Here is a 20,975-nt window from a genome sequence, read left to right as displayed (position 1 = left end):
TACTTTTCACTCGAACTATCAAAAGAGACATACGAGATATTTATCAAATAGAGAAATTGTCTTTTTTTTGATATTAAAAAGGCAATAACTCAGATATCACTTAAACCTTATTTTGTTTTCTTCTTTTAATTATTTTTTTGCCAATAATATAAAGCCCAATGATGGCTAGAAAATGAATTAAATAGGATTTTGGTTCACTGTTTCCAACTACAGAAAAAATACGATTCCATCTCAGTTTATTTAATCCTTTGCCATCTTTTTCCCAGCTGAACCATATAAAAACTGGTTTCCCAATTACATGGTCAAAAGGAACATATCCCCAAAATCTCGCATCTAAAGAGTTCTGGCGATTGTCACCCATCATCCAGTAATAATCCTGTTTAAAAGTGTAAAAATTGCTGACTTTACCATTGATCATAATTTTGTCTCCATTCACAACTAAGGTATTTTTCTCATATTCTTGAATGATTCTCTTATAAAAAGGCAGTGTTTTTAAATCCAATTTTACAGTTGCACCTTTTTTCGGAATGTAAATTGGTCCGAAATTGTCTATATTCCAGCCTAAAGAAGAAACATGAGGAAAAACATCACCGTCTACTCCCTTTGGGGTTAAATATTTTGTGACACTTTTCACCATTGGATTCTTTGCGATCAAGGCAGCTTCTTTATCGGTCAGAGTTAAAAAATATTGCCCTTTATCAGTTTGGGCAAAGAAGCCGTTGTCGTACTTCATACCTTCTCTGGCACCGTACATATTTACAAGAGCTTCTTGACCAATTGTTTGACCTTTTGTATCAACAAAAAAGTTATACTGTGGTTTCGCACTTTCAGGCATTACGCTCAATTTTCCATTAATGTAAATATCGCCATTACGAATTTCTAAAGAGTCGCCAGCTATACCAACACATCTCTTTACTAAATTTGTTTTCTTATCGATAGGCTTATAATAATTTCGATCAGGATGAAAATTATTCATGTCACGTAAGGTATCTGCTGGCTGATTAAATACGACAATGTCGTTGCGTTCTATTTTTTCTATTGCAGGAAACCTAAAGTAAGGTAGTTGAAACTTGTTTAATAATGATGTTTCTTTTTTTGTCTCATCATCATTAAACAGATACGATTTTTTATTTAAAACAGGAATTGTGTCATGAACCATTGGCAATGCGATGGTGGTCATGGGAGTTCTTGGGCCATAATTAATTTTACTTACAAATAAAAAATCCCCAATATATAAGGTCTTTTCTAATGATGAAGACGGAATAGTAAAAGGCTGAATAATATAAGTATGAACGAGAGTAGCGACAATAATAGCAAATAAAAGAGAACTTACTGTATCTGCTCCTTTTGACTTAGAATTAAGATCTCTATTTTCAATGTATACAAGATTTTCTGAGGTATAATTTAAAAAAGTGATGTAGAGTCCTAATGTCAGAACAACTAGTATAGTATCAACCATCGAGTTTTTTCCAAAACTTCTAATTGTTTCTACCCAGACCACAGGAATCATTATAAGATTAATAATAGGTAGAAATAATAGAAAACACCACCATTGTGGGCGGTTGATAATTTTCATTAAAACAATTAAATTATAAATTGGAATAAATGATTCTATAGCCTTTCTGCCAGCCTTTAAATAGAGCTTCCAAGTAGATAGTCCATGAATAATTTGCATAATTAAAATGAAAATAAGCCATTCTGATAAATTCATATTTTGCGTTTTTTGGTGTTTAAATGGAATAAGGATAAAAAATCAACAGGATCTTCAATTGAAATAATTAGTTATATGTAGTCTTTTTCAAAATATGTTACAAAGTAGTTAGGGAATAAATTATTTGGTCGAGTTAAGTTTAGAAGTGTTTAGAAGAATTTTATAATCGCGGGATTTTATGGTTTCACCTCATTAATTTGATTCTAACCTAGAGGATCGCTAAATTTGGGATAAATCCGTAAGATTTATGAAAAGGAAAATTTCGTTTTATGCGCTTCATCTGTGTTTGTGTTTGGCTTTTTTATTTCTGCCTTATGCATTTACATCATCAAAAACCATTTTTACATGGCCAGATTTATATTCAAATGTACACGACCGAATCTATTTTTTTATTTATTTCAGTTTATTGTGTTTCTTCTATTTTAACTACTATTATTTAATTCCCAAATATTATTTTAAAAACAAGCGGTTACTTTATTTTATAATGATTGTTTGTTTTCTTTTATTTTTTCTTTGGATATCAAGATTTCTAGATCATCCGGATCATAATTTTTTAGATTTTAGACCTCATCCAAGAAGTTTTTCTGGTGATCCAAAACCATTTGAAGGAATAAAACCACCGCCAGATTTTCGAGGAATGCCTCCGCATCCAATGCCTCTTGATACAATTGGCGGACCGCCAACACAATACGGACATACAGCGCTTGTGTATTTACTTGGGGTGATTTCAAGTTTGTTATTTGCTATTTCTGGAAGGCTGCAGAATGTAGAAAAAGAAAAAATGAAATCGGAACTTGCTTTTTTGAAAGCGCAGATTAATCCGCATTTTTTGTTTAACACACTTAACAGCATTTATGCGCTGGCTTTAAAAAAAGACGATAGAACTCCAGATGCTGTCATACAGCTTTCTGAACTTATGCGCTATATAATTTCAGAAGCTAATGAGGAAGTAATCGATTTAAGTAAAGAAATCAATTATATAAACAGTTTTATCTCACTCCAAAAAACACGTTTGGGTAATACTGCTAAGGTTGATTATCAAGTTAGCGGAAAGCCATTTGGTAAATCCATAACTCCGCTTATTCTAGTTTCATTTATTGAAAATGCTTTTAAGCACGGTGTAAATCCAGATCAAACTTCTGAGATTGGTATTCATATTGATATTTTAGAAGATATGCTTAAGATGGAAGTATCTAACAAAAAAACATTTTCTGTCAAATCTGAAACGGGCATTGGTCTACAAAATACAATTGAAAGACTAACGTTATTATATCCAAACAGGCACCAGCTGGAAATTGAAAATAGCGCTGATAAGTATATTGTAAAATTAAGTATCAAAGTATGATAAAAGCAATTGCATTGGATGATGAACCTCTGGCATTAGAAATTCTACAGAGTTTATGCGCAGAAATTGATTATATCGATCTGCAGAAAACATTTTCAAAATCTGAAGAGGCTTTTAAATACCTTAAAAAATACCCAGTTGACCTATTATTTTTAGATATAAATATGCCTGCCATTTCAGGATTGGATTTTTATAAAAAACTGCCACATAAAACAATGGTGATTTTTACAACGGCGTATTCACAATATGCTGTTGAGGGATTCACATTAAGTGCTACAGATTATCTTTTAAAACCGATTTCTTTTTCCCGATTTCAGCAGGCTGCCGAGAAAGCTTTGCAGCAATGGAAATATCAGAATCAGAATTTAGAACAGCAGCATCTTTTTATTCGTGCTGATTATAGTTTGGTTAAGATTCTTTTTTCGGATATTCTATACATCGAAGGTTTAGATGATTATCTTAAAATTCATATCCAAAATCAAAAAACGGTTGTGACGCGAATGACTTTGAAAACCATACTTCAAAAATTGCCAGAAACCGAATTTGTTCGTGTGCACCGTTCCTTCATTGTTCCTGTTTCTAAAATAGAAAGAATAAGGAATAAAATCATTTATATAGATCAGGCAGAAATACCAATAAGCGCTAGTTTTGAAACTGCTTTTTTTGAATTTTTAAGCAAAAAACAATAAATTTTTATTGAGCTAATTTTACTACAAAATATTTTTTCCTCTCGGTTTACCTCATAATTATTGCTGATTACCTCAAACTTTTTTCACGATTATAATTTCAGATAATTTTACTTAGAAAATACTGTTCATCATTTAAATGATTCTAACAAAAAAACAAGTGAATATGAAAAGAAAAGATTTTTTAAGAGGTTTAGGTTTAGTAGGAATAGGTTCATTTGCTATTCCAATCCTAAATGCATGCAGTAAAGATGATGATTCTGAAAGCACGTCAACAGATACGGATAGTGGTACAGCTACTGATACAGGATCTAATTCTGGTTCTACAGACTGCTCTGTAACTTCTTCTGAAACGGCTGGTCCATTTCCGACTATTACGCCGTCTTCTTTAGTAAAATCAGATATTATCATGGACAGAACGGGAGTTGCTTTTAAGATCAATATTACAATACAGAACACAAAAGCAAGTTGTGCCGCTTTAAAAGACGCTATTGTAGATATCTGGCACTGCGATAAAGATGGTTATTATTCTGAATATGGAGGAACTTCTATGCAGTCAGTTAACTACACTTCGTCGCATTTTTTAAGAGGAAGACAGACTACAGACGAAAACGGATTAGTGACTTTTACCTCTATATTTCCAGGCTGGTACACAGGTCGTGCAACACATATTCATGTTCATATTTATAATTCTAGCGGAACGTCATTATTAGTAACTCAAATTGCATTTCCTGAAGGATCTGGCAGTGCAGTTGCTCTGGTAAATGCATCAACAGCAAATGGATATACTAAAGGATTATCTGGTTATACATATAACGCTTCTGATAATGTATTTTCTGATTCGGTTGCCAATGAATTAGCTGAAGTTACAGGAAGTGTTTCAGAAGGATTTGTTTTAAAACATACTATTAAAGTTGCGGCTTAAAAATGTTTAAGTTAATTAAGATGATTAAGCAGATTCCAACACAAATATATAAGTCAGAAGCAAGAGGAGTTTTTAAAACAGAAAACCATAATTGCTTTGCCACTTTTAATTTTGCAGATTATCAGGATTTGTCAAGAAAACCATTTGGAACATTACAAATTTTGAATGAAGAAATACTTGGTCCAAATCAGCGTATTAATGTAACTGTTAAGGAGAATACAAATGTTGTTATTTTGCCATTATTTGGAGGAGTAGAATATTCAGATAATTATCTTAAATCGGAATTTTTAAGGGTTGATCAGGTTAAGTTAGTGAAAGTTTCAAGCGAAATGTCTTTTGAAATATTTAACCCGTATGAAAATGAAATCGTAAGTTATCTACAGATTGATTTTCTGCAAGATTTGCAATTTTATCAAAATCACTCTGAGCTTTCTGAAATCGATTTTACTTCTAGAAATAAAATGTTGCCTTTATTCGAAATCGGAAAAAATGCTGGTTTTATAGGTGTTTATGATGCGAGAAAGCATGGTTCTTATACTTTGAGAAATACTAAAAACGGTGTTTTTGTATTTGTGATTAACGGCGCTTTCGAAGTAGAAGACAGACTTTTAGAAGCTAAAGATGGTTTAAGTCTTAAAAAAGTAAGTGCAATAGAATGGGAAGCTCTTTCTGAAAATGCCGTTTTGCTTGTTTTTGAAGTTATCTTAAAACAAATTGGAATATAACACATGGAAATATCAAAAATAAGACTTGCATATCGTGTAATTATTGATAGTTCTTCTACAATATTATGGGATAAATATGTTTTTGAAGATACTTTTAAAGAATATAAAATGCAAAGCCAGCAGTTCAATTCTACTGAAAATCCTAAAAATACTTTCAGGCAATTATTGTCTGAGAATGAAAAAGCTTCACAACTGCATTTTCTTGTCGGAATTGCTGCCGATGGATACGTTCAACAGTTAAAAGGTAATTTTCATAGAGTTTCGGATGTGTTAGGAAATCAGTATTTTCCGTTTATTAATTACAAACTGGACATTATAAATAGTGATATCACAGATCCTTTAAAGCATAAAATAGGAATTACATTTTATTCTCCGCTATTAACTTATTTCGGAATTATTGATGGAAATTATGTAGTATCTAAAAATACGGATAATACAAACGAATATGAGGTAATTATGTTTCCAACAAGACAAAATCTGTCCATTTGTTTTATCCAGAAAGAATAGCATTTCATTTTTTTTTCAGGAACAATTTTAGAATAAAATATAAACAAAGAATCTGTTGCGAAGAATAAACTGCAACAGATTCTTTTGTATTTTTTCTAAACTTTGTGTTTCTATTTTTCTTATCAGAAGAATAAATAAAAGACATTTAAAAATTAATTAAAGTTTTTTCGAAGATCAATAATTGTCTGATTAGGAACATCAAGATTTACAAAACCTCTTCTAGGTCTGTCCAGATCGAGAGTAAAGAGAATTACAAGAGATACAAGAAGACAGAATCCAGTTTCAACTAACCAATCTACTTTTCCTTTTCTAGCGCTTGAATATCCGTTATAGAAAGCGGTAATAGCAGAAAGGAAAAATAACATTATCAGAATGCTTTGCGGAACTTTTGCTTTTTCTCCAGCAAGACGTGATGATGTAACATCGATCATCGTATTCAGAGCGGGAATCATCTGCTGTGTGGCAGCCAAGTTTTTAGGATCTTTAGACAGTTCCGCAGAACGCTTCCATAATCTAGATGAAATTACTTGGGAAAGACTGTCGGCTGCAAGTATCTTTTTTATATTTGGTCCTGCAGCGTAATAGTCTATTCTTGCATCTACATATTCTTTAAAATCCTTACGAAGTAAAGTCCGAACAGAATCTGGGTAAAGGTCGCAGCGAAGTAGTGCGGTACCTATGTCATTGGCTTCTTCAACTACTATTTTTCTTCTCGAATCGTATCGCTCGCTACTCATTCCAAATGTAAAGGCAAGCAGAAAGAAGAGCAGGGCAGTTAGTGCAGAAGTTTCTGAAGTTTTTTCCTCAGAAGCTTTTTCGTTGCGTTTACGGCTTCCAATTGTCTTCCCAATAAAAATAGAAAAAAGCATTACGATAAAAAGTAGAAGAGCGATGAGCCAAGCTTCAGTTTGAAGTAGCATATTAGGTTCCATTATTATACTGTTTTAGTTAAACCAATTTTTATATAAAGATGGAAAAAAAATATGTACAGTATATCAAAATTCCGTTTCAGATTATAATCTGAAACAAGCTTTAGCTATTTTACTTAAGAACGCGGCTTAGATAAATTTCTATCGTACATAACAATAGTTCCAGCCACTGCTACATTTAAACTTTTTTCTGATTTGAATTTTACTAAATGATGGCATTTTTCCATTACTTTTTTGGGCAAACCATGATCTTCTGCTCCTAATATATAGACACAGCGTCTTGGATGTTCAAAGGTTTCCAAGTCGGAAGCCTTATCAGATAATTCAACCCCAACTAATCTTGCTCCTTTTGGTAAATTTTCAAAAAAAGCTTCAAAAGTTTCGTAGTGAAAATAAGGAATTGCTTTTACTGCATCATGAGTATCACAAGCTTGTTTGGCATATCGATTACCAATAGTAAATATAAAAGTAGCGCCTAAATTTTGAGCCGATCGCCATAAGACACCTAAGTTTTCTGGCGTTTTACCGTTTTGTATTCCTATGCCGAAGTATTCATTTATAAAGTTGTCATTCATAAAAGCAAAAGTACAAACTGAATACACATAAATCAATATTTTATTGAGACGAAAAAATGATGTTTTGATTAGACATTTTCTACAAAAGTTGCAGGTTAACGAATCAATTTTTAAATGTTATGAGATTATTAAAAGAAATACTGCTCTAATTTTCCTAGAAATAAGAGAAATCTTTTTATTAAATTTATATAATTAAAAATGTTTTTTCTTTTCTAAAAGCCTTTTGTAAATACCGTTTGACCTTTATAAGCAATTGTAATTATAAAATAACTTGAAAATAGATTTTGTCTATTTTAGAAGTGTTATTTATGATTCGTCCTCATATCTTTCTGTTTCATTAGTTAGTAATTTAGTAAAAAATAAAAAATTTAAAACTATGGATAATCAATCGAATGACATCAGCAAATGCCCTTTTCATAATGGGAGCATGGATAAGCAAGCTGCAGCAGGAACAAAGAATCTTGACTGGTGGCCTAAACAGTTAAAGGTAAACATCCTGAGACAGAATTCATTATTGTCAAATCCGCTGGATAAGGATTTCAATTATGCAGAAGCTTTTAAAAGCCTGGATATTGAGGCTTTAAAGAAAGATCTACATGCTCTTATGACTGATTCGCAAGATTGGTGGCCTGCTGATTTTGGTCACTACGGAGGTCTTTTCATAAGAATGGCTTGGCATAGTGCTGGTACTTATAGAGTTCATGACGGACGAGGAGGTGCTGGAGCGGGACAGCAGCGATTTGCGCCTCTTAATAGCTGGCCTGATAATGTGAGTCTTGATAAAGCGAGAAGGCTGCTTTGGCCAATCAAACAAAAATATGGACAAAAGATTTCGTGGGCCGATTTGTTGATCTTAACAGGAAATGTTGCTCTTGAATCAATGGGTTTCAAAACATTTGGTTTTGCAGGAGGACGCGCCGATGTATGGGAAGCAGATGAATCTGTATATTGGGGATCTGAAACAACATGGTTAGGTGGTGATGAACGTTATAAAGATGGCTCAGAAGGTGTTCCAAAAGATCATGGTGTAGTATCAGCAGATGATGATGCAGATGGCAATATCCATAGTAGAAATCTAGAAAAACCTCTTGCAGCAGTGCAAATGGGACTTATATATGTAAACCCTGAAGGTCCTGATGGAAATCCTGATCCTATTGCTGCAGCAAAAGACATAAGAGATACTTTTGGACGTATGGCGATGGATGATGAAGAAACGGTAGCATTAATTGCGGGAGGACACACTTTTGGTAAAACGCATGGTGCCGCTTCTTCTGATAATGTGGGTAACGAACCTGAAGCTGCTGGTTTAGAATTGCAAGGACTAGGATGGCAGAACAGTTTTGGTTCAGGTAAAGGAGGAGATGCGATAACAAGCGGACTTGAAGTTACATGGACAACAACACCAACTAAATGGAGCAATAACTTTTTCGAAAATTTATTTGGTTTTGAATGGGAGCTTTCTAAAAGCCCAGCAGGTGCGCATCAATGGGTAGCAAAAAATGCTGAAGCAATTATTCCAGATGCTTTTGACGCTAATAAAAAACACCTTCCAACAATGCTTACTACAGATTTATCTTTAAGACTGGATCCTGCTTATGAGAAAATATCACGTAGATTTTTAGAAAATCCTGATGAGTTTGCTGATGCTTTTGCTAGAGCATGGTTTAAATTAACGCATCGTGATATGGGACCAAAAACACTGTATCTTGGATCTGAAGTGCCTTCAGAAGAATTATTATGGCAAGATCCAATTCCAGAAGTAAATCATGTATTAATAAATGATCAGGATGTAGCGCAACTGAAAGAAAAAATATTAAATTCAGGTTTGAGTACGTCTCAGTTGGTTTCAACAGCATGGGCTTCGGCTTCTACTTTTAGAGGATCAGATAAGCGAGGCGGTGCAAATGGTGGTCGTATTAGACTTGCTCCTCAGAAAGATTGGGAAGTAAATAATCCAGCAGCATTAAAAGTGGTTTTGGATAAATTAGAAACTATTCAAAAAGAATTTAATGGTTCACAAAATGATGGTAAAAAAGTGTCATTGGCTGACTTAATTGTTTTAGCTGGTTCGGCAGCTGTTGAGAAAGCGGCTAGAAACGCTGGAACATCAGTAACAGTACCTTTTTCTCCTGGACGTATGGATGCATCTGCAGAACAGACAGATGTTGAATCATTTGGATATCTTGAACCAAAATCGGATGGTTTTAGAAATTATAGAAAAACAAAATCAACTGTTTTAACAGAAGAACTTCTTATAGATAAAGCACATTTATTAACTCTTACTGCGCCAGAATTAACGGTACTTTTAGGAGGACTTCGCGTTTTGGATATTAATGCTGACGGAAGTAAAAATGGTGTCTTTACAACTCGACCTGGTCATTTGACAAATGATTTTTTTGTAAATCTTTTGGATATGAATACACAATGGCAGTCAGTTTCTAATGATAAAGAACTTTATACAGGAAACGACCGAAGCACTGGACAGCCAAAATGGATTGGAACTCGTGCTGATCTTGTTTTTGGTTCAAATTCAGAACTAAGAGCAATAGCTGAAGTATATGCTGCTTCTGATGCACAGGAAAAATTTGTAACTGATTTTGTTGCTGTATGGACTAAAGTAATGAATCTGGACAGATTTGATTTAAGATAATCTAACTGGAAACAGTAACCTTATAAAAGACGCCTTAATTGGCGTCTTTTTGTTTTATGATACTTACAGAAAGCGATCGTTTAAATATTTCCTTTTTTAACTCTTTATTAAAAATTGCTAAGCAATAAATAAATTAACTTTGATTTGTCCAATAAAAATGAATAAATGAAAGTAAAATCTATTCCTGTAAATACAATTCCTTCGGAATTTAAAGAAGGGATTATAATCGGAAAGGGAATATTTAATGGTGTACCTGATTCTAAAGAAGTAGAAAGATCCCATCGAGACGGAGGATACACCTTTATTCTACAGGAAAAAGGCACTACCAATATTGAAATTGATTTTCAAAAACAAGAGATAAAAGAATCATCAGTTATTTTTATTCATCCCGATCAAGTACATCGTCTCATTTCATTTGAAGAAGCGACAGTAACCAGCTGGATAATAACTGTCGAAAATCTCCGTCCTGAATATTTAAAACTGCTTGAAGAACTTTCTCCAGTGAATACATTATCATTAACAGAAGATGCTTTTTCTATTCTAAAAGAAAGTGCCTCATTATGTTTGAAACTTTCAGAAAGGAAACATGAAAAATTGTATGGTTCCATTTTGAAAGAAAGCGTTAATACATTAGTAGCATTAATAATTTCTCAATATGCTGTACAATCAAAATCAACCGATAACTATTCAAGATTTGAAGTTGTTGCTAAGACTTTCAAAGCGGCATTAGAATTAAATTTCGTCAAAATAAAAAGACCAGGTTCGTATGCTGATAAACTGAATATTTCTACTCCTTATCTCAATGAATGTGTGAAAACAGTAACAGGTTATCCACCTTCTTATCATATTCAGCAACGTGTTATTTTGGAAGCAAAACGCCTGCTTCATCATTCGGATAAATCCATCAAGGAAATTGCATCTGAATTAGGCTACGATGACTATTCTTATTTCGCACGTTTGTTTTCTAAAATAGCTTCCATGTCTCCAATAGCATTTCGAAACAAAAACCTCGATTAGTTCTATATCTGCTTCGTTTTGATATTGCTTATGCTTTTGAGACGCGTTTCCTTTGTACCTGAAAAGAATAAGAAGTAAAATGGAAACAATCAAAGGAATAAATCTTTTAGAAAATAAAAAAATAGCAATATTAGGTGCGGGTCCAGGCGGATTGACGCTAGCACGTTTGTTGCAGATGAAGGGTGCAGAAGTTAAAGTTTATGAACGAGACTTTAACCAAAATAGTAGAGTTCAAGGCGCAATAGTTGATCTGCATTTTGATTCGGGTTTAAAAGTGATGAAAGAAGCGGGCTTAATAGAAGCATTCAAAGCCAATTATATGAAAGGCGCTGATCGATATCGAATAGTTGATAAAGAGGCCAATCTTTTTGTCGAGGAAAATACAGGTGAAGATGATTTTGAAAATGAACATTTTAGACCAGAAATTGACAGAGGCGCATTAAGAGATATGCTAATTGAGAATTTGCTGCCAGATACCGTTGTTTGGAACAGTCAATTTTTGAGTATGAATAAAATTGGAAGTTCATGGGAATTGAAATTTCAAAATGGAAGTACAGCTTTTGTAGATATTGTAATTGGAGCAGACGGTTATCGTTCAAAAGTCAGAAGTTATGTAACCGATATAAAAGCATTGTATTCTGGAGCTGCAATTATTCAGGGAGAAATTGAAAATCCTAAAATAGATTGTCCTGATATTTATGAATTAGTAGATAATGCAAATCTTATTGCAATGGACATTGGAAAAACTATTGCTGTACAGCCAATGGGCAGTGGAGGATTGACTTTTTATGCTGCTTCTTTATATCCTGAAAATTGGCTGGAGTCAAACGGAATTGATTTCAATAATGCTGATAAGGTTTATAATTACTTAATTAAGTATTATGAAGACTGGAATCCTTTATTTTTCGAATTGTTCAAATCATGCCGTAGTTTTGTGATGCGTCCGTTAAATTATTTTCCAACTGATCAAAAATGGGAACCAAATGAAAATGTTACTCTTATTGGCGACGCAGCTCATTTAATGCCACCTTCAGGAGAAGGAGTAAATACTGCGATGCTTGATGCTTTAGATTTAAGTGAATGTCTTAGCAATGGTCAATTTAGTGATTTGAAATCTGCAATAGGAGCTTATGAATTAAAGATGAGATCAAGAGCAGAAATTCTTGGCAAAGATGCCATTGATGGTATTCAGGATTTCGCTTCTCCGTCACAGCAATCCATTGATGAATTGGTTGAAATGTTTAAATCTAAATAAAACACGATAAAACTAGTTTAAACGATGATGAAGGATAGTATCGATAAGTTCCACAATATTATCTATGCTATCTTCATTAGTTTCGATTGCTGAGCTGTAATTGTTGTAAGGAGCATATCTTTCCGGATTTGTAATGAACAAACCTAAAACAGGCACTTTTGTTGCACTTGCCAATTGCATAATTCCATTATCGGCACCAATAAATATAGAAGTATTGGCAATAATTGAAGCTGTTTTTCGAATGTCGCTGCTGTAAAATGATTTGGCTTTAAAGCCAATTTGAGAAACTTTTTCTGTGGGAAGAATTTCTATAAGGGCATAAGAAGGAAAACTTCCTCGCACTTTTTGGTAAAATTCCTCCCACCATTCTGCAGAATGACGTTTTTCTCCTTCCTCATAGGTAAAAATGCAGATTGATTTTTTTGCGGCTGGAGCTATTTTGCGAAAAATTCTATTTCCTTCAGACATCTCAGATGAATCAAGTTTTAAATCAAGATTAGGAACTTTATCATTCCATTCAAAAATGCCATCTTTCGATACCGAAAATCGGAAATCATATACAGAAGTTTTGGCCGCATGCTTGTAATCTGAAAAGATTAAAGCCGCAGATTCGCTTAAGGTATCACCGTAAAGTTTAAATCGGGCTCTTGTAAATTTGACAGCAATTCTTCCAAGCCATGATGATTTATCAGCATTAATTACCAGATCGTATTTTGTTCTTCTAAGTTTTCCCCAGCATTTTAAATATTCCAAAGGCTGTTGGAACGATTTTTCAGGAAGTTCAATTACGGTGTCGATGTTGTTGTAGTTTTTGAATATTTCTGTCGCCTTAGAGCCTTTCACAAATAAATCAATGTTTGCAGTAGGATAGGTGTTTGACAGTTCTTTTAAAAGCGGACTCATTAATAAAAGATCTTCAAGTTTAGAACTTGTTCGGCAGATTGCGATTTGTCCAATATTCTTAACAGGACCAATCTTTTTTAAAGAATTGGTGCAACCTGTAAATTGCGTTAAGGTATGCATTGCAAAACTACGCACGTTATTAGTTTTTATTTTAAAATCCATTTTTAAAGTATCTTTTCGAATCTGTTATATATGGCTTTCGCCGAATTCCTAATTTCGATTTAAAAGTAATTATCTATAATTAGATCAGCACATTAAATATACTGGCTAAGGAATTTCATAGACGAATAGTTTAATTTTACAGAATTTTGTTTTCGAGAAAATCTTAAAACTGAACATTTTAAATCAATTTCCAAAAGTGTATCGAATGGTAAGTCCTGAACTAATTGTAGTTAAAGGATATGTAGTTGAAATAACAGGTTTAGAAAATGAATGGTTATAATAAAATATCATAGTTAGGTTTTTGCTTAACGAATAATCTGCAGTTGTCTTTAAAGTCCAAATATTTTGTCCTGCCACTAGCTGATTGTTATCATAATCAAGATAACGCACAATAGTCTGATTGTTTCTGAGCGTCAAATCTGCTTTTATAATGATATCGCTTTTTACTGTATTTGTGGGATTATCAGCTAATCTAGAAGTGAAAACCACATCTTTAATACGATAGCCAACTCCTACAACATATTCTATTCCGTTTACTTCGGTTAAATTATTATTGTCAAAACTCATTGATAAAGACCTGTCTTTGTTGATTTGCGTGAGAAGTCTAAATGAATTCTTCATTTCAAAATCGACTTTTAAAAAAGGATTAAATTGTTCTGTTAAAGTAACATTAGACATAATCGTCTGATTATAATAATTGCCATTATCATCTATTCCGTTCGGATCTTTAGCATAATTATAATTTGAATTAAAGGCATTTACAGTATAAGTTGCCTGATAACTGTGCTGGAGCGAAAATCGTTTAAATGTGTTTTTGAAAAAATTATACCTCATCAAACCATTATATTTTAATGACCAGTTTGGGATAGGGAAGTTTCTAAATATTCCCAAAGCTGCATCGTTAGGATTAGTTCCTGTATACGCAGCAAGAAAAGAAGCCAATAAAACAGATTGATTAGTGCTTCCATATCCTAAAGGGAATCCGTCAGTACCAATATTAGTGCCGTTATTTACGTTTATTCCTCTTCTTTCAGCAAGTCGGTAGGCAATTGTTATTCGGTTTTTTCTAAAATTTTCAAATGCTTCAGAACCATTCTCGTCGCTGGCAGAAAATGCTGTTTTTATCAATGCTGTAGAAATTGAGAAAGTCCCCGAAGTATAAGGAGATCGCGAATTGTATTGTCCGTTGCTTATATCATATTGTTCTGAGAAATTTTGGGAATACGATCTATTCGCTTGCAAATCAATTTTTAAATCTGGAATTAATTCGATATTGGCAGTTCCTTTAAAAATCTTACTCTGAGAAGTAGAATACATTTGATTGAATTCTTGATAATTGGTCAGCCAGCCTTTTTTTGCCGCTTCATCACGAATGTCATGCTGACTTCCAAAAATAAATCCTAACGTAGGTTTAGAAAATCCCATAAACCCAGAAGTCGGAAGATAGCCGGGCAAAATGGTTCCATTATTTTCGCTAAAATTTAAAGTAATGTTTTTTACACTTGTTAATACACCATAGAGACTTTTTACAAATGTGTTTTTGTTTGTATTTTCAACAGTATTTGCTTTTACAATTTTTTCTCCAGGTTTTACAGCAGTGGCTTTCTGTGCAATGTTTTTATTATTTGCAGTTTTCGAAATGCCTAAATACTTGTATAAAGTTTCCATATTGAAAGTAGCATTCAAATTACTTGTATTTGCATTTTGAACAGTATTTCCTAAATTATAAGTAACGCCATCGACTTCAATTTTAGTTAGCGCTTCAGATGATCGTTGCCAGTTATAATCGCCAGTGTAAGTTAAATTAGCTTTTACAAAACTAAAAAGAGGAATTTTACTGATAGGAATTTCATAGTTTACAACCAGTTTTTGAACATGTTTATTTGGTTCTCCAATGTCAAAATAATGATCCGAAATTTTAAAACCATCTATAGGTTGATTGTTATTGTCCAAATAGTTTTTTACAATATTACTGGTCGAAGAGGTAAAGTTTAATTTTAAAGATTTAGTCAAATTAAAAGTAAAACCATACTGTATATTAAACTCAAAATTTCTGCTGTATGAAGGATCTAAAGCGATTCCCTCAACATCAGTCTGTCTAAATTGCTGTTGGTTAAACTGCCTTAAAATATTGGTATTGAAAGTAATATTTGAAGGCATATAATTGAAATTAAAATCGCTTAAAAGTTTCCAATAATTGCTCTTTTTCATGAATTCTGTTTTCTTGAAAGGCTCAACAGTTTTTGTTTCTGTGCTATAATCATAATTCAAAGCTGTATTGCTTCTTTGGTCAACATAGCTTTCCCTTTCGTAATCATGACTTGAAGTTTCATTAAAAGACTGCGAAAATGTAAAGTTTTCTATATCATAAATATGAGCTTTTTGTTCAGGCTTTCTTTCTTTTCTAACGCCAATAAAATTGATACTTGTGGTTTTTGTATAATCAATCGCTCTGTTTTTAATATTTTGTCTTTCTGCTTCACTTTCTGCCGTATTCAGCATAGTTTGAAGTGTAATGTCAGGATTTTCAGGATCGTATTTTGGCGTAATTGTAGCTTCAGATACAGCATAGTTAAATGGCAGGGTAATTCCCCAGTTTTTTGGCATCAATTTTCCAAAATTAACATTCGTCAGTAAGTTATATTGCTGTACATCTTCCTGACTTCTTTCTAAAGAAGTTTGTTCCAAAGATCCAAAACCAATTGTGCTCATTTTTCCTGTCGCCGAAACAGTCGCAAAATCGGCAAGGTTAGAATCGATGTTTACAACCGCAGCCATTCCGCCAGTATTGTCCATTTCTGCCAAACGAAGTTCATTAAACCAAACTTCTCCTTTTATATCCTGATGCTGATCGTTATTTTTAATTCCGATCATTAAGGTTCGCACATATCCCAGATTTGGATTTCCTTTTACTCCCAATCGCAGCTTATTTACTTTGCTGCTTAAAGAGGGATCTAGTTTCTCATTATCTTCGTCTAAATAATAAATTCCGTCAGCGGGAAGATCGGCAGTTGCTATTTTTTTGTATAGCATTTTCAGTTGAGATAATAATGATAAAGACAAATCGATTTCATTGCTTTCTGGCCAAACTACTTCTGGACTCAAATACGAACAGCCTGATGAAAGTGTAACTTTTAATGGAATTTCAATCTGATAAAAATTCTCGGTATAATCATTTCCTAACCGAATGAAAGCACTCATCTGATTATCTGCAAGTGGCGTCTGACCAGTTAATGATTCTGCATGCAAAAACATTTTAAGTTTTTTATACTGTCTCATGTCCATGCTTATGCTTTTGTAAACCGCACGTGAATCGTTTGCTTCCAATCCTTTTCCAGAAACTTTCAGACCAAGCGACTGTTCATTTTGATAGATAACAGTATTACCGCTGTAAGTTTGTTCTCTTTCTACGCCTGGAGGAAGTACATAGTTTACAGGACATTTTCCGTCGTTTTCTTCAATATTAACAGCTAAAACATCCAGCTCTGTATTATCATCTTCTGTATTGGTATCATTGATGTCTAAAGTTTCAGTATAGTTTCTCCAATCGCCTTTTTGAAGATCTAATGATCCAAAACGAAGCGTGACAGGCTCGCTGAAACCTGTCATAAACATACGCATAAAGCGAATTGAAGTAAAATCTGAAATACTTCCAATGGTATTTTCTGGCTGTGAAATAGGAATTTTAAACTGAATCCATCTTGCTTGTGTCGTATTTCCATTTGCCAACGTAACCTGAGTATTTCGAATATCAGTAATATAATTTTGCCCAATTTCCATGTTTGGTTTTATATCAATACTATATTCATAATAAGCATTGATCGTATTCATGGTAAAATCACTGTTTATGTCTTCTACATCTGGTAAAGTTGTAGATCCTCGATTGGCATCGTCTGCACTTACAGCTGAATTTCCCTCGGTTCCGTTATACTTTTTGTATCGTTCTAAAACATCTCCTGTACTGTTAAGATAATAAGTATAATCGTCAGCTGCGGGATCAGATTCTGAGGCATAATTAGTATAAATCTGTGCTTCTTCACTATTTTTTAAACCATCTAAACCTATATCCTGATTGGAACGATTTGCAGTATCGGTATCAAAAGCATAAGTCAACGATTGTGATGCTGGAACATCACCCCAAACTCCGCGAGGCGTTACCATTAATTGATCTGTTCCGAGTCCGTTCTCATATTGTTTTCTTCCATCTTTAAGAATATCTTCGGAGATTTCGCCTAAATTAAAATAGACTTTTCCTGAATTGACATCATTGGTTTTTCCGTTTCCAACATAAGGATCTAAAACCCAAAACTGAATATATTGTACATTTCCCTGTTCGAAATTGGTCGAATTTAAAGATCTCATGATTCCTCCAAAGTTTTCTTTTGGAGAAGCAGAATAATTGAGAGCATTGTTATATGGTCCTCTTTCTGAAGGATAATAGCTTAAATCTAAAGTGCTGACAACAAGAGTTTGTCCCGTTTCGGTTTCGGTGTTTGGATATAACTCTTCTTTATAAATTCTTCTGGTTGAATTAAGAGAAAGATCATCGTTAGAAATGCCTGAAGGTTTAGAAGTGTAAAATACTGGATCAATGCTGTACCATGCCAATTTAGCTCTTTTATAGCCATAACTTAAATCGGTTGCACTTTCGTTAAAATTATAAAGGCTTGTAGTATTATTTGCGGGCGTAGAAGCAAGGCTCCAAGAATAAGCAGAACTTAAATCGATAGTTGTCGCAGCAGTCTCAAAATCATCTACATAAATGGTTGATTCTCCTTCAAAATCGCTTGCTTTTGCAGTATTTGGTTTTAAAAAAGCAACTTCACCTCGAACCGAAAGATTCGACGGAACATCGGTATCAATATTAGGAAGTTTATTGACCAGTCGGGTAAAGAAAGGAACTTCGCTAGAAAAATTGGTATTCAATCCAAAAATGGTATTATCGACAGATTCCTGCCCATAAACCGACTTTTGTGTATAAGGTTTCTCCGTATATTTTAAATAAGTAGCTCCAATGGTAAATTGATCTGATATTTTATGATCGATATTTAAGCCAATGAAATTTTTAGTCTGTTGTCCAAAAACCGAGTTACTTTCTAGTGTCACCGTAATACTAGCATTTGAAGCCAATAATGCAGCATCAAGAATATGTACTTTTCCTAATTGATAATCTACGCTATAATCAATTCCTTCAGTTAACGTTCTTCCATCAGCTGTGACAATTACAGATCCTTTTGCAACGTTGGTTGAACCAATTGAAATTCCATCTGATCCTGACGATTTATATTTTCCCTTTAATAAATACTTGTTTTTATCACTATCCTGAAGAGCGCCAGTTTGCGTATTGTTGTACAAACTTCTAAAAACATACTTTTTCTGATTCGCATTGTATGATGCTGTATTGTTATAATCTTCTGATGAGTTTGTCGCTAGTTTTTTAAAGATCAGTTCGCCAAAAGGTTCTTTTGTGGTAAAAATAATTCGTCCGTTTGAAGCGTCAACTGTAATACCTGATACATAATCAAAAAAGCCATCTCCGCCGTCTTGTGGATCATTAGTTGAATTTAGCCTATCCATATCAAAAACTTTTAATAAAGGAGTTTCAGCAACTTTATTTTCGTCTGATGGATTTGGCGGAAAAGAAGTTACAGGCGTAATATAATTTAGCTGTGAAGGATTTGTATAAAGAATATTGAATTTAAAATCATCTTGCGTTATTTGGTAAGCATTTGGAATTTGGTAAATGTTTTTCATCATCAAATTCCAAACAGGATTTTTTATATTGACCAAACTGCTTTTCAGCATTTTTAAAACCAAACTTTGTGTTGTAATAGTTTGAGAATCTGTTACTACTGTAGCATCGACACCATCATCAGCAAATTCTCCAACTTGATATACCTGATCACCTGAAGTATACTGATAAGCAACGGCAAGAACTTCATCATTAGACAGTTTTTGAGTTAAAGAAATATATCCTAATTGCTTGTTTAAAGTATATTCTGTTGAAGTTAATTTCCTTGCATTTTCAAGTTTCGAATAATCTTGCCCTTCTTTTACAGACACATTAAAACCAGATGCTGAAGTAGCAATTTCACGAATATTACTATTCAGCAAACCACTTCCAGATTTAATCTGAGCAGGATCATAATCATTATTTGAATTATCAGGAGGAGAATCGGCAGCGTTATTAAACATTCCCGTTGAAGGACTCAGCACCACAACTTGATCATCTGAAAGACCAGTCAATTGTGCTTCACCCAAATCCTGAACAGCAACAATATTTCTTAAATTATTGGCAGTTGTACTAACGCGACTTTGCTTATTGGTTACCCAGACTTCAACTCTTGAAATCTGAATACGGCTATCAATTAATGGATAATTTTTTAGAGTAGCATCGTATTTGTTTCTAAAATACTGTGATAAGAAAAAGTGCCTGTTACTGTCATAATCCAAGGCATACAAATTAAATTCTTGAACCGCTCCGCTGCCTTCTGCACTTACAGTTTTCGTTTCTGATTTTTGCTGAGAGAAAACGCCTGTAACTGTTGTTTTTCCAAATTGTAAAGCTGTTTTTACGCCAAATAAGTTTTGCACTCCAGTAATCAAAGTGCTGTTTAAAGGCATACTAACATTTCCCACTTCAACTTTCTGGACAATATCATCTTCATCAGGAGTATATTCTAATTTGAACATATTCTGAAACGCAAATGTAGATTGAGTATCATAATTGACATTTACACTTAACCTTGTACCTATTTTACCCACTAGCCCAAGACTAATTCGCTGGTCAAAATCAAAAGTAAGACTTGATCTATTTCTGGTTGAAATTGCAGGATTATCTTGTTTAGAATACAATAAACCCAAATCCATTTCTACTGATCCTGTTGGTTTTACGTCGATTGTATTGCTTCCAAAAATAGATTCAAAAAAGCTTGAATTGACGTAATATCTGGGTAGCAAATCTTTTTTTGCATTTTCTGTACCCTTTTTTTTGCCATCAACCGCATCCATTTTTTTCCTGAAATAATTTCTTCTAGCTTCTTTCAGCATTAAATCTTCATATTCCGCAGGAGTTAGATAAAGAGGATAATTTATTGAAAAATCATCGACAGAATCGGTATAAACATAAGTATTGGTAAAAGGATCGTAAGTATAAGAAGATAAGATGCTTTTAGGGTTTTCGATTTCAATTTTCCCTATATCAAATCCACTTTTTATGGTGTCTTGCGATACTTGCGCATTTGAAATAAAGGCACAGAAAAATATCAGAAAAAAGAATAATTTTTTAATCATTTACCAGATCCTGATAACCTTTTGCTTATTGTTTTGAATGAATACTAGGTTCAAAAATCCCGATGAAAGTATATGAACACATTCAGGTTTTTGAAAAAGAAATAATTAGGATGTTACCAGAAGTAGTTTTGTTTGATAGGCGTGTAGGGTTAAAGGAGCTTTTTGGTTTTCTCAATTCTTACTCAAAGGAATGATTTCGCTTCGGGATAAAATAATAAAGTAGAAGTATAGAGATTATTACTATACTAAAAAGATAAATTGATCGATGAAAATTTATTGGATGTGGTGTAGA

The 20,975-nt window shown here is 33.4% G+C and carries 13 protein-coding genes; 8 read left to right on the top strand and 5 right to left on the bottom strand.

From position 1 onward, the window contains the following. Positions 1-100: 100 nt before the first annotated feature. Complete coding sequence (gene lepB, locus V6624_RS17705; protein ID WP_338839572.1) at positions 101-1,711, bottom strand: signal peptidase I; 1,611 nt, start codon at positions 1,709-1,711, stop codon at positions 101-103. 247 nt (positions 1,712-1,958) lie between these two features. On the opposite strand from lepB, the gene V6624_RS17700 reads away from it, so the two are divergent. From V6624_RS17700 to V6624_RS17680, 5 genes are all read left to right on the top strand, one after another. Next, entirely contained in the window at positions 1,959-3,056 is a 1,098-nt protein-coding gene (locus V6624_RS17700; RefSeq protein ID WP_338839571.1) for a sensor histidine kinase, read from the top strand. Next, entirely contained in the window at positions 3,053-3,745 is a 693-nt protein-coding gene (locus V6624_RS17695; protein WP_338839570.1) for a LytTR family DNA-binding domain-containing protein, read from the top strand. The genes V6624_RS17700 and V6624_RS17695 overlap by 4 nt, the downstream gene beginning before the upstream one ends. Positions 3,746-3,908: 163 nt before the next feature. Further along, entirely contained in the window at positions 3,909-4,667 is a 759-nt protein-coding gene (locus V6624_RS17690) for an intradiol ring-cleavage dioxygenase (RefSeq protein WP_338839569.1), read from the top strand. A 2-nt stretch (positions 4,668-4,669) separates the two neighbouring features. Continuing rightward, positions 4,670-5,392 (top strand): hypothetical protein, encoded by a 723-nt coding sequence (locus V6624_RS17685; protein WP_338839568.1) that lies wholly within the window; start codon positions 4,670-4,672, stop codon positions 5,390-5,392. A 3-nt stretch (positions 5,393-5,395) separates the two neighbouring features. Beyond that, positions 5,396-5,899: a hypothetical protein gene (locus V6624_RS17680; protein ID WP_338839567.1), complete on the top strand. Its 504-nt coding sequence runs from the start codon at positions 5,396-5,398 to the stop codon at positions 5,897-5,899. Between the two features lie 152 nt (positions 5,900-6,051). On the opposite strand, the gene V6624_RS17675 is transcribed toward V6624_RS17680, so the two are convergent. Continuing rightward, positions 6,052-6,831: a hypothetical protein gene (locus V6624_RS17675; RefSeq protein WP_338839566.1), complete on the bottom strand. Its 780-nt coding sequence runs from the start codon at positions 6,829-6,831 to the stop codon at positions 6,052-6,054. A 113-nt stretch (positions 6,832-6,944) separates the two neighbouring features. Continuing rightward, positions 6,945-7,403, bottom strand: coding sequence for an RNA methyltransferase (locus tag V6624_RS17670; protein WP_111284129.1), 459 nt, complete (start codon positions 7,401-7,403; stop codon positions 6,945-6,947). Positions 7,404-7,779: 376 nt separating this feature from the next. Between V6624_RS17670 and katG the strand changes: the two genes are divergently transcribed. The 3 genes from katG to V6624_RS17655 all read left to right on the top strand — a co-directional run bounded on the left by katG (position 7,780) and on the right by V6624_RS17655 (position 12,325). Continuing rightward, positions 7,780-10,053 (top strand): catalase/peroxidase HPI, encoded by a 2,274-nt coding sequence (gene katG / locus V6624_RS17665; RefSeq protein ID WP_338839565.1) that lies wholly within the window; start codon positions 7,780-7,782, stop codon positions 10,051-10,053. A 165-nt stretch (positions 10,054-10,218) separates the two neighbouring features. Then, positions 10,219-11,070 (top strand): AraC family transcriptional regulator, encoded by an 852-nt coding sequence (locus V6624_RS17660; RefSeq protein ID WP_111284133.1) that lies wholly within the window; start codon positions 10,219-10,221, stop codon positions 11,068-11,070. A gap of 79 nt (positions 11,071-11,149) precedes the next feature. Next, positions 11,150-12,325 carry an NAD(P)/FAD-dependent oxidoreductase gene (locus V6624_RS17655; protein ID WP_338839564.1) on the top strand — a complete coding sequence of 392 codons (1,176 nt, stop codon included), beginning with the start codon at positions 11,150-11,152 and terminating at the stop codon, positions 12,323-12,325. A 12-nt stretch (positions 12,326-12,337) separates the two neighbouring features. Here V6624_RS17655 and V6624_RS17650 read toward each other — a convergent pair whose 3' ends face one another. Further along, positions 12,338-13,390, bottom strand: a complete 1,053-nt coding sequence (locus V6624_RS17650) for a glycosyltransferase family 9 protein (RefSeq protein WP_338839563.1) — start codon at positions 13,388-13,390, stop codon at positions 12,338-12,340. A gap of 183 nt (positions 13,391-13,573) precedes the next feature. Then, entirely contained in the window at positions 13,574-20,683 is a 7,110-nt protein-coding gene (gene sprA / locus V6624_RS17645; protein ID WP_338839562.1) for a cell surface protein SprA, read from the bottom strand. Positions 20,684-20,975 lie beyond the last annotated feature (292 nt).

This window comes from Flavobacterium ginsenosidimutans (assembly GCF_037478105.1).
Classification (GTDB): Bacteria; Bacteroidota; Bacteroidia; order Flavobacteriales; family Flavobacteriaceae; genus Flavobacterium; species Flavobacterium ginsenosidimutans.
The sequence above is the reverse complement of the archived record's forward strand: the minus strand, read 5'-3'. Positions and strand labels throughout refer to the sequence as shown.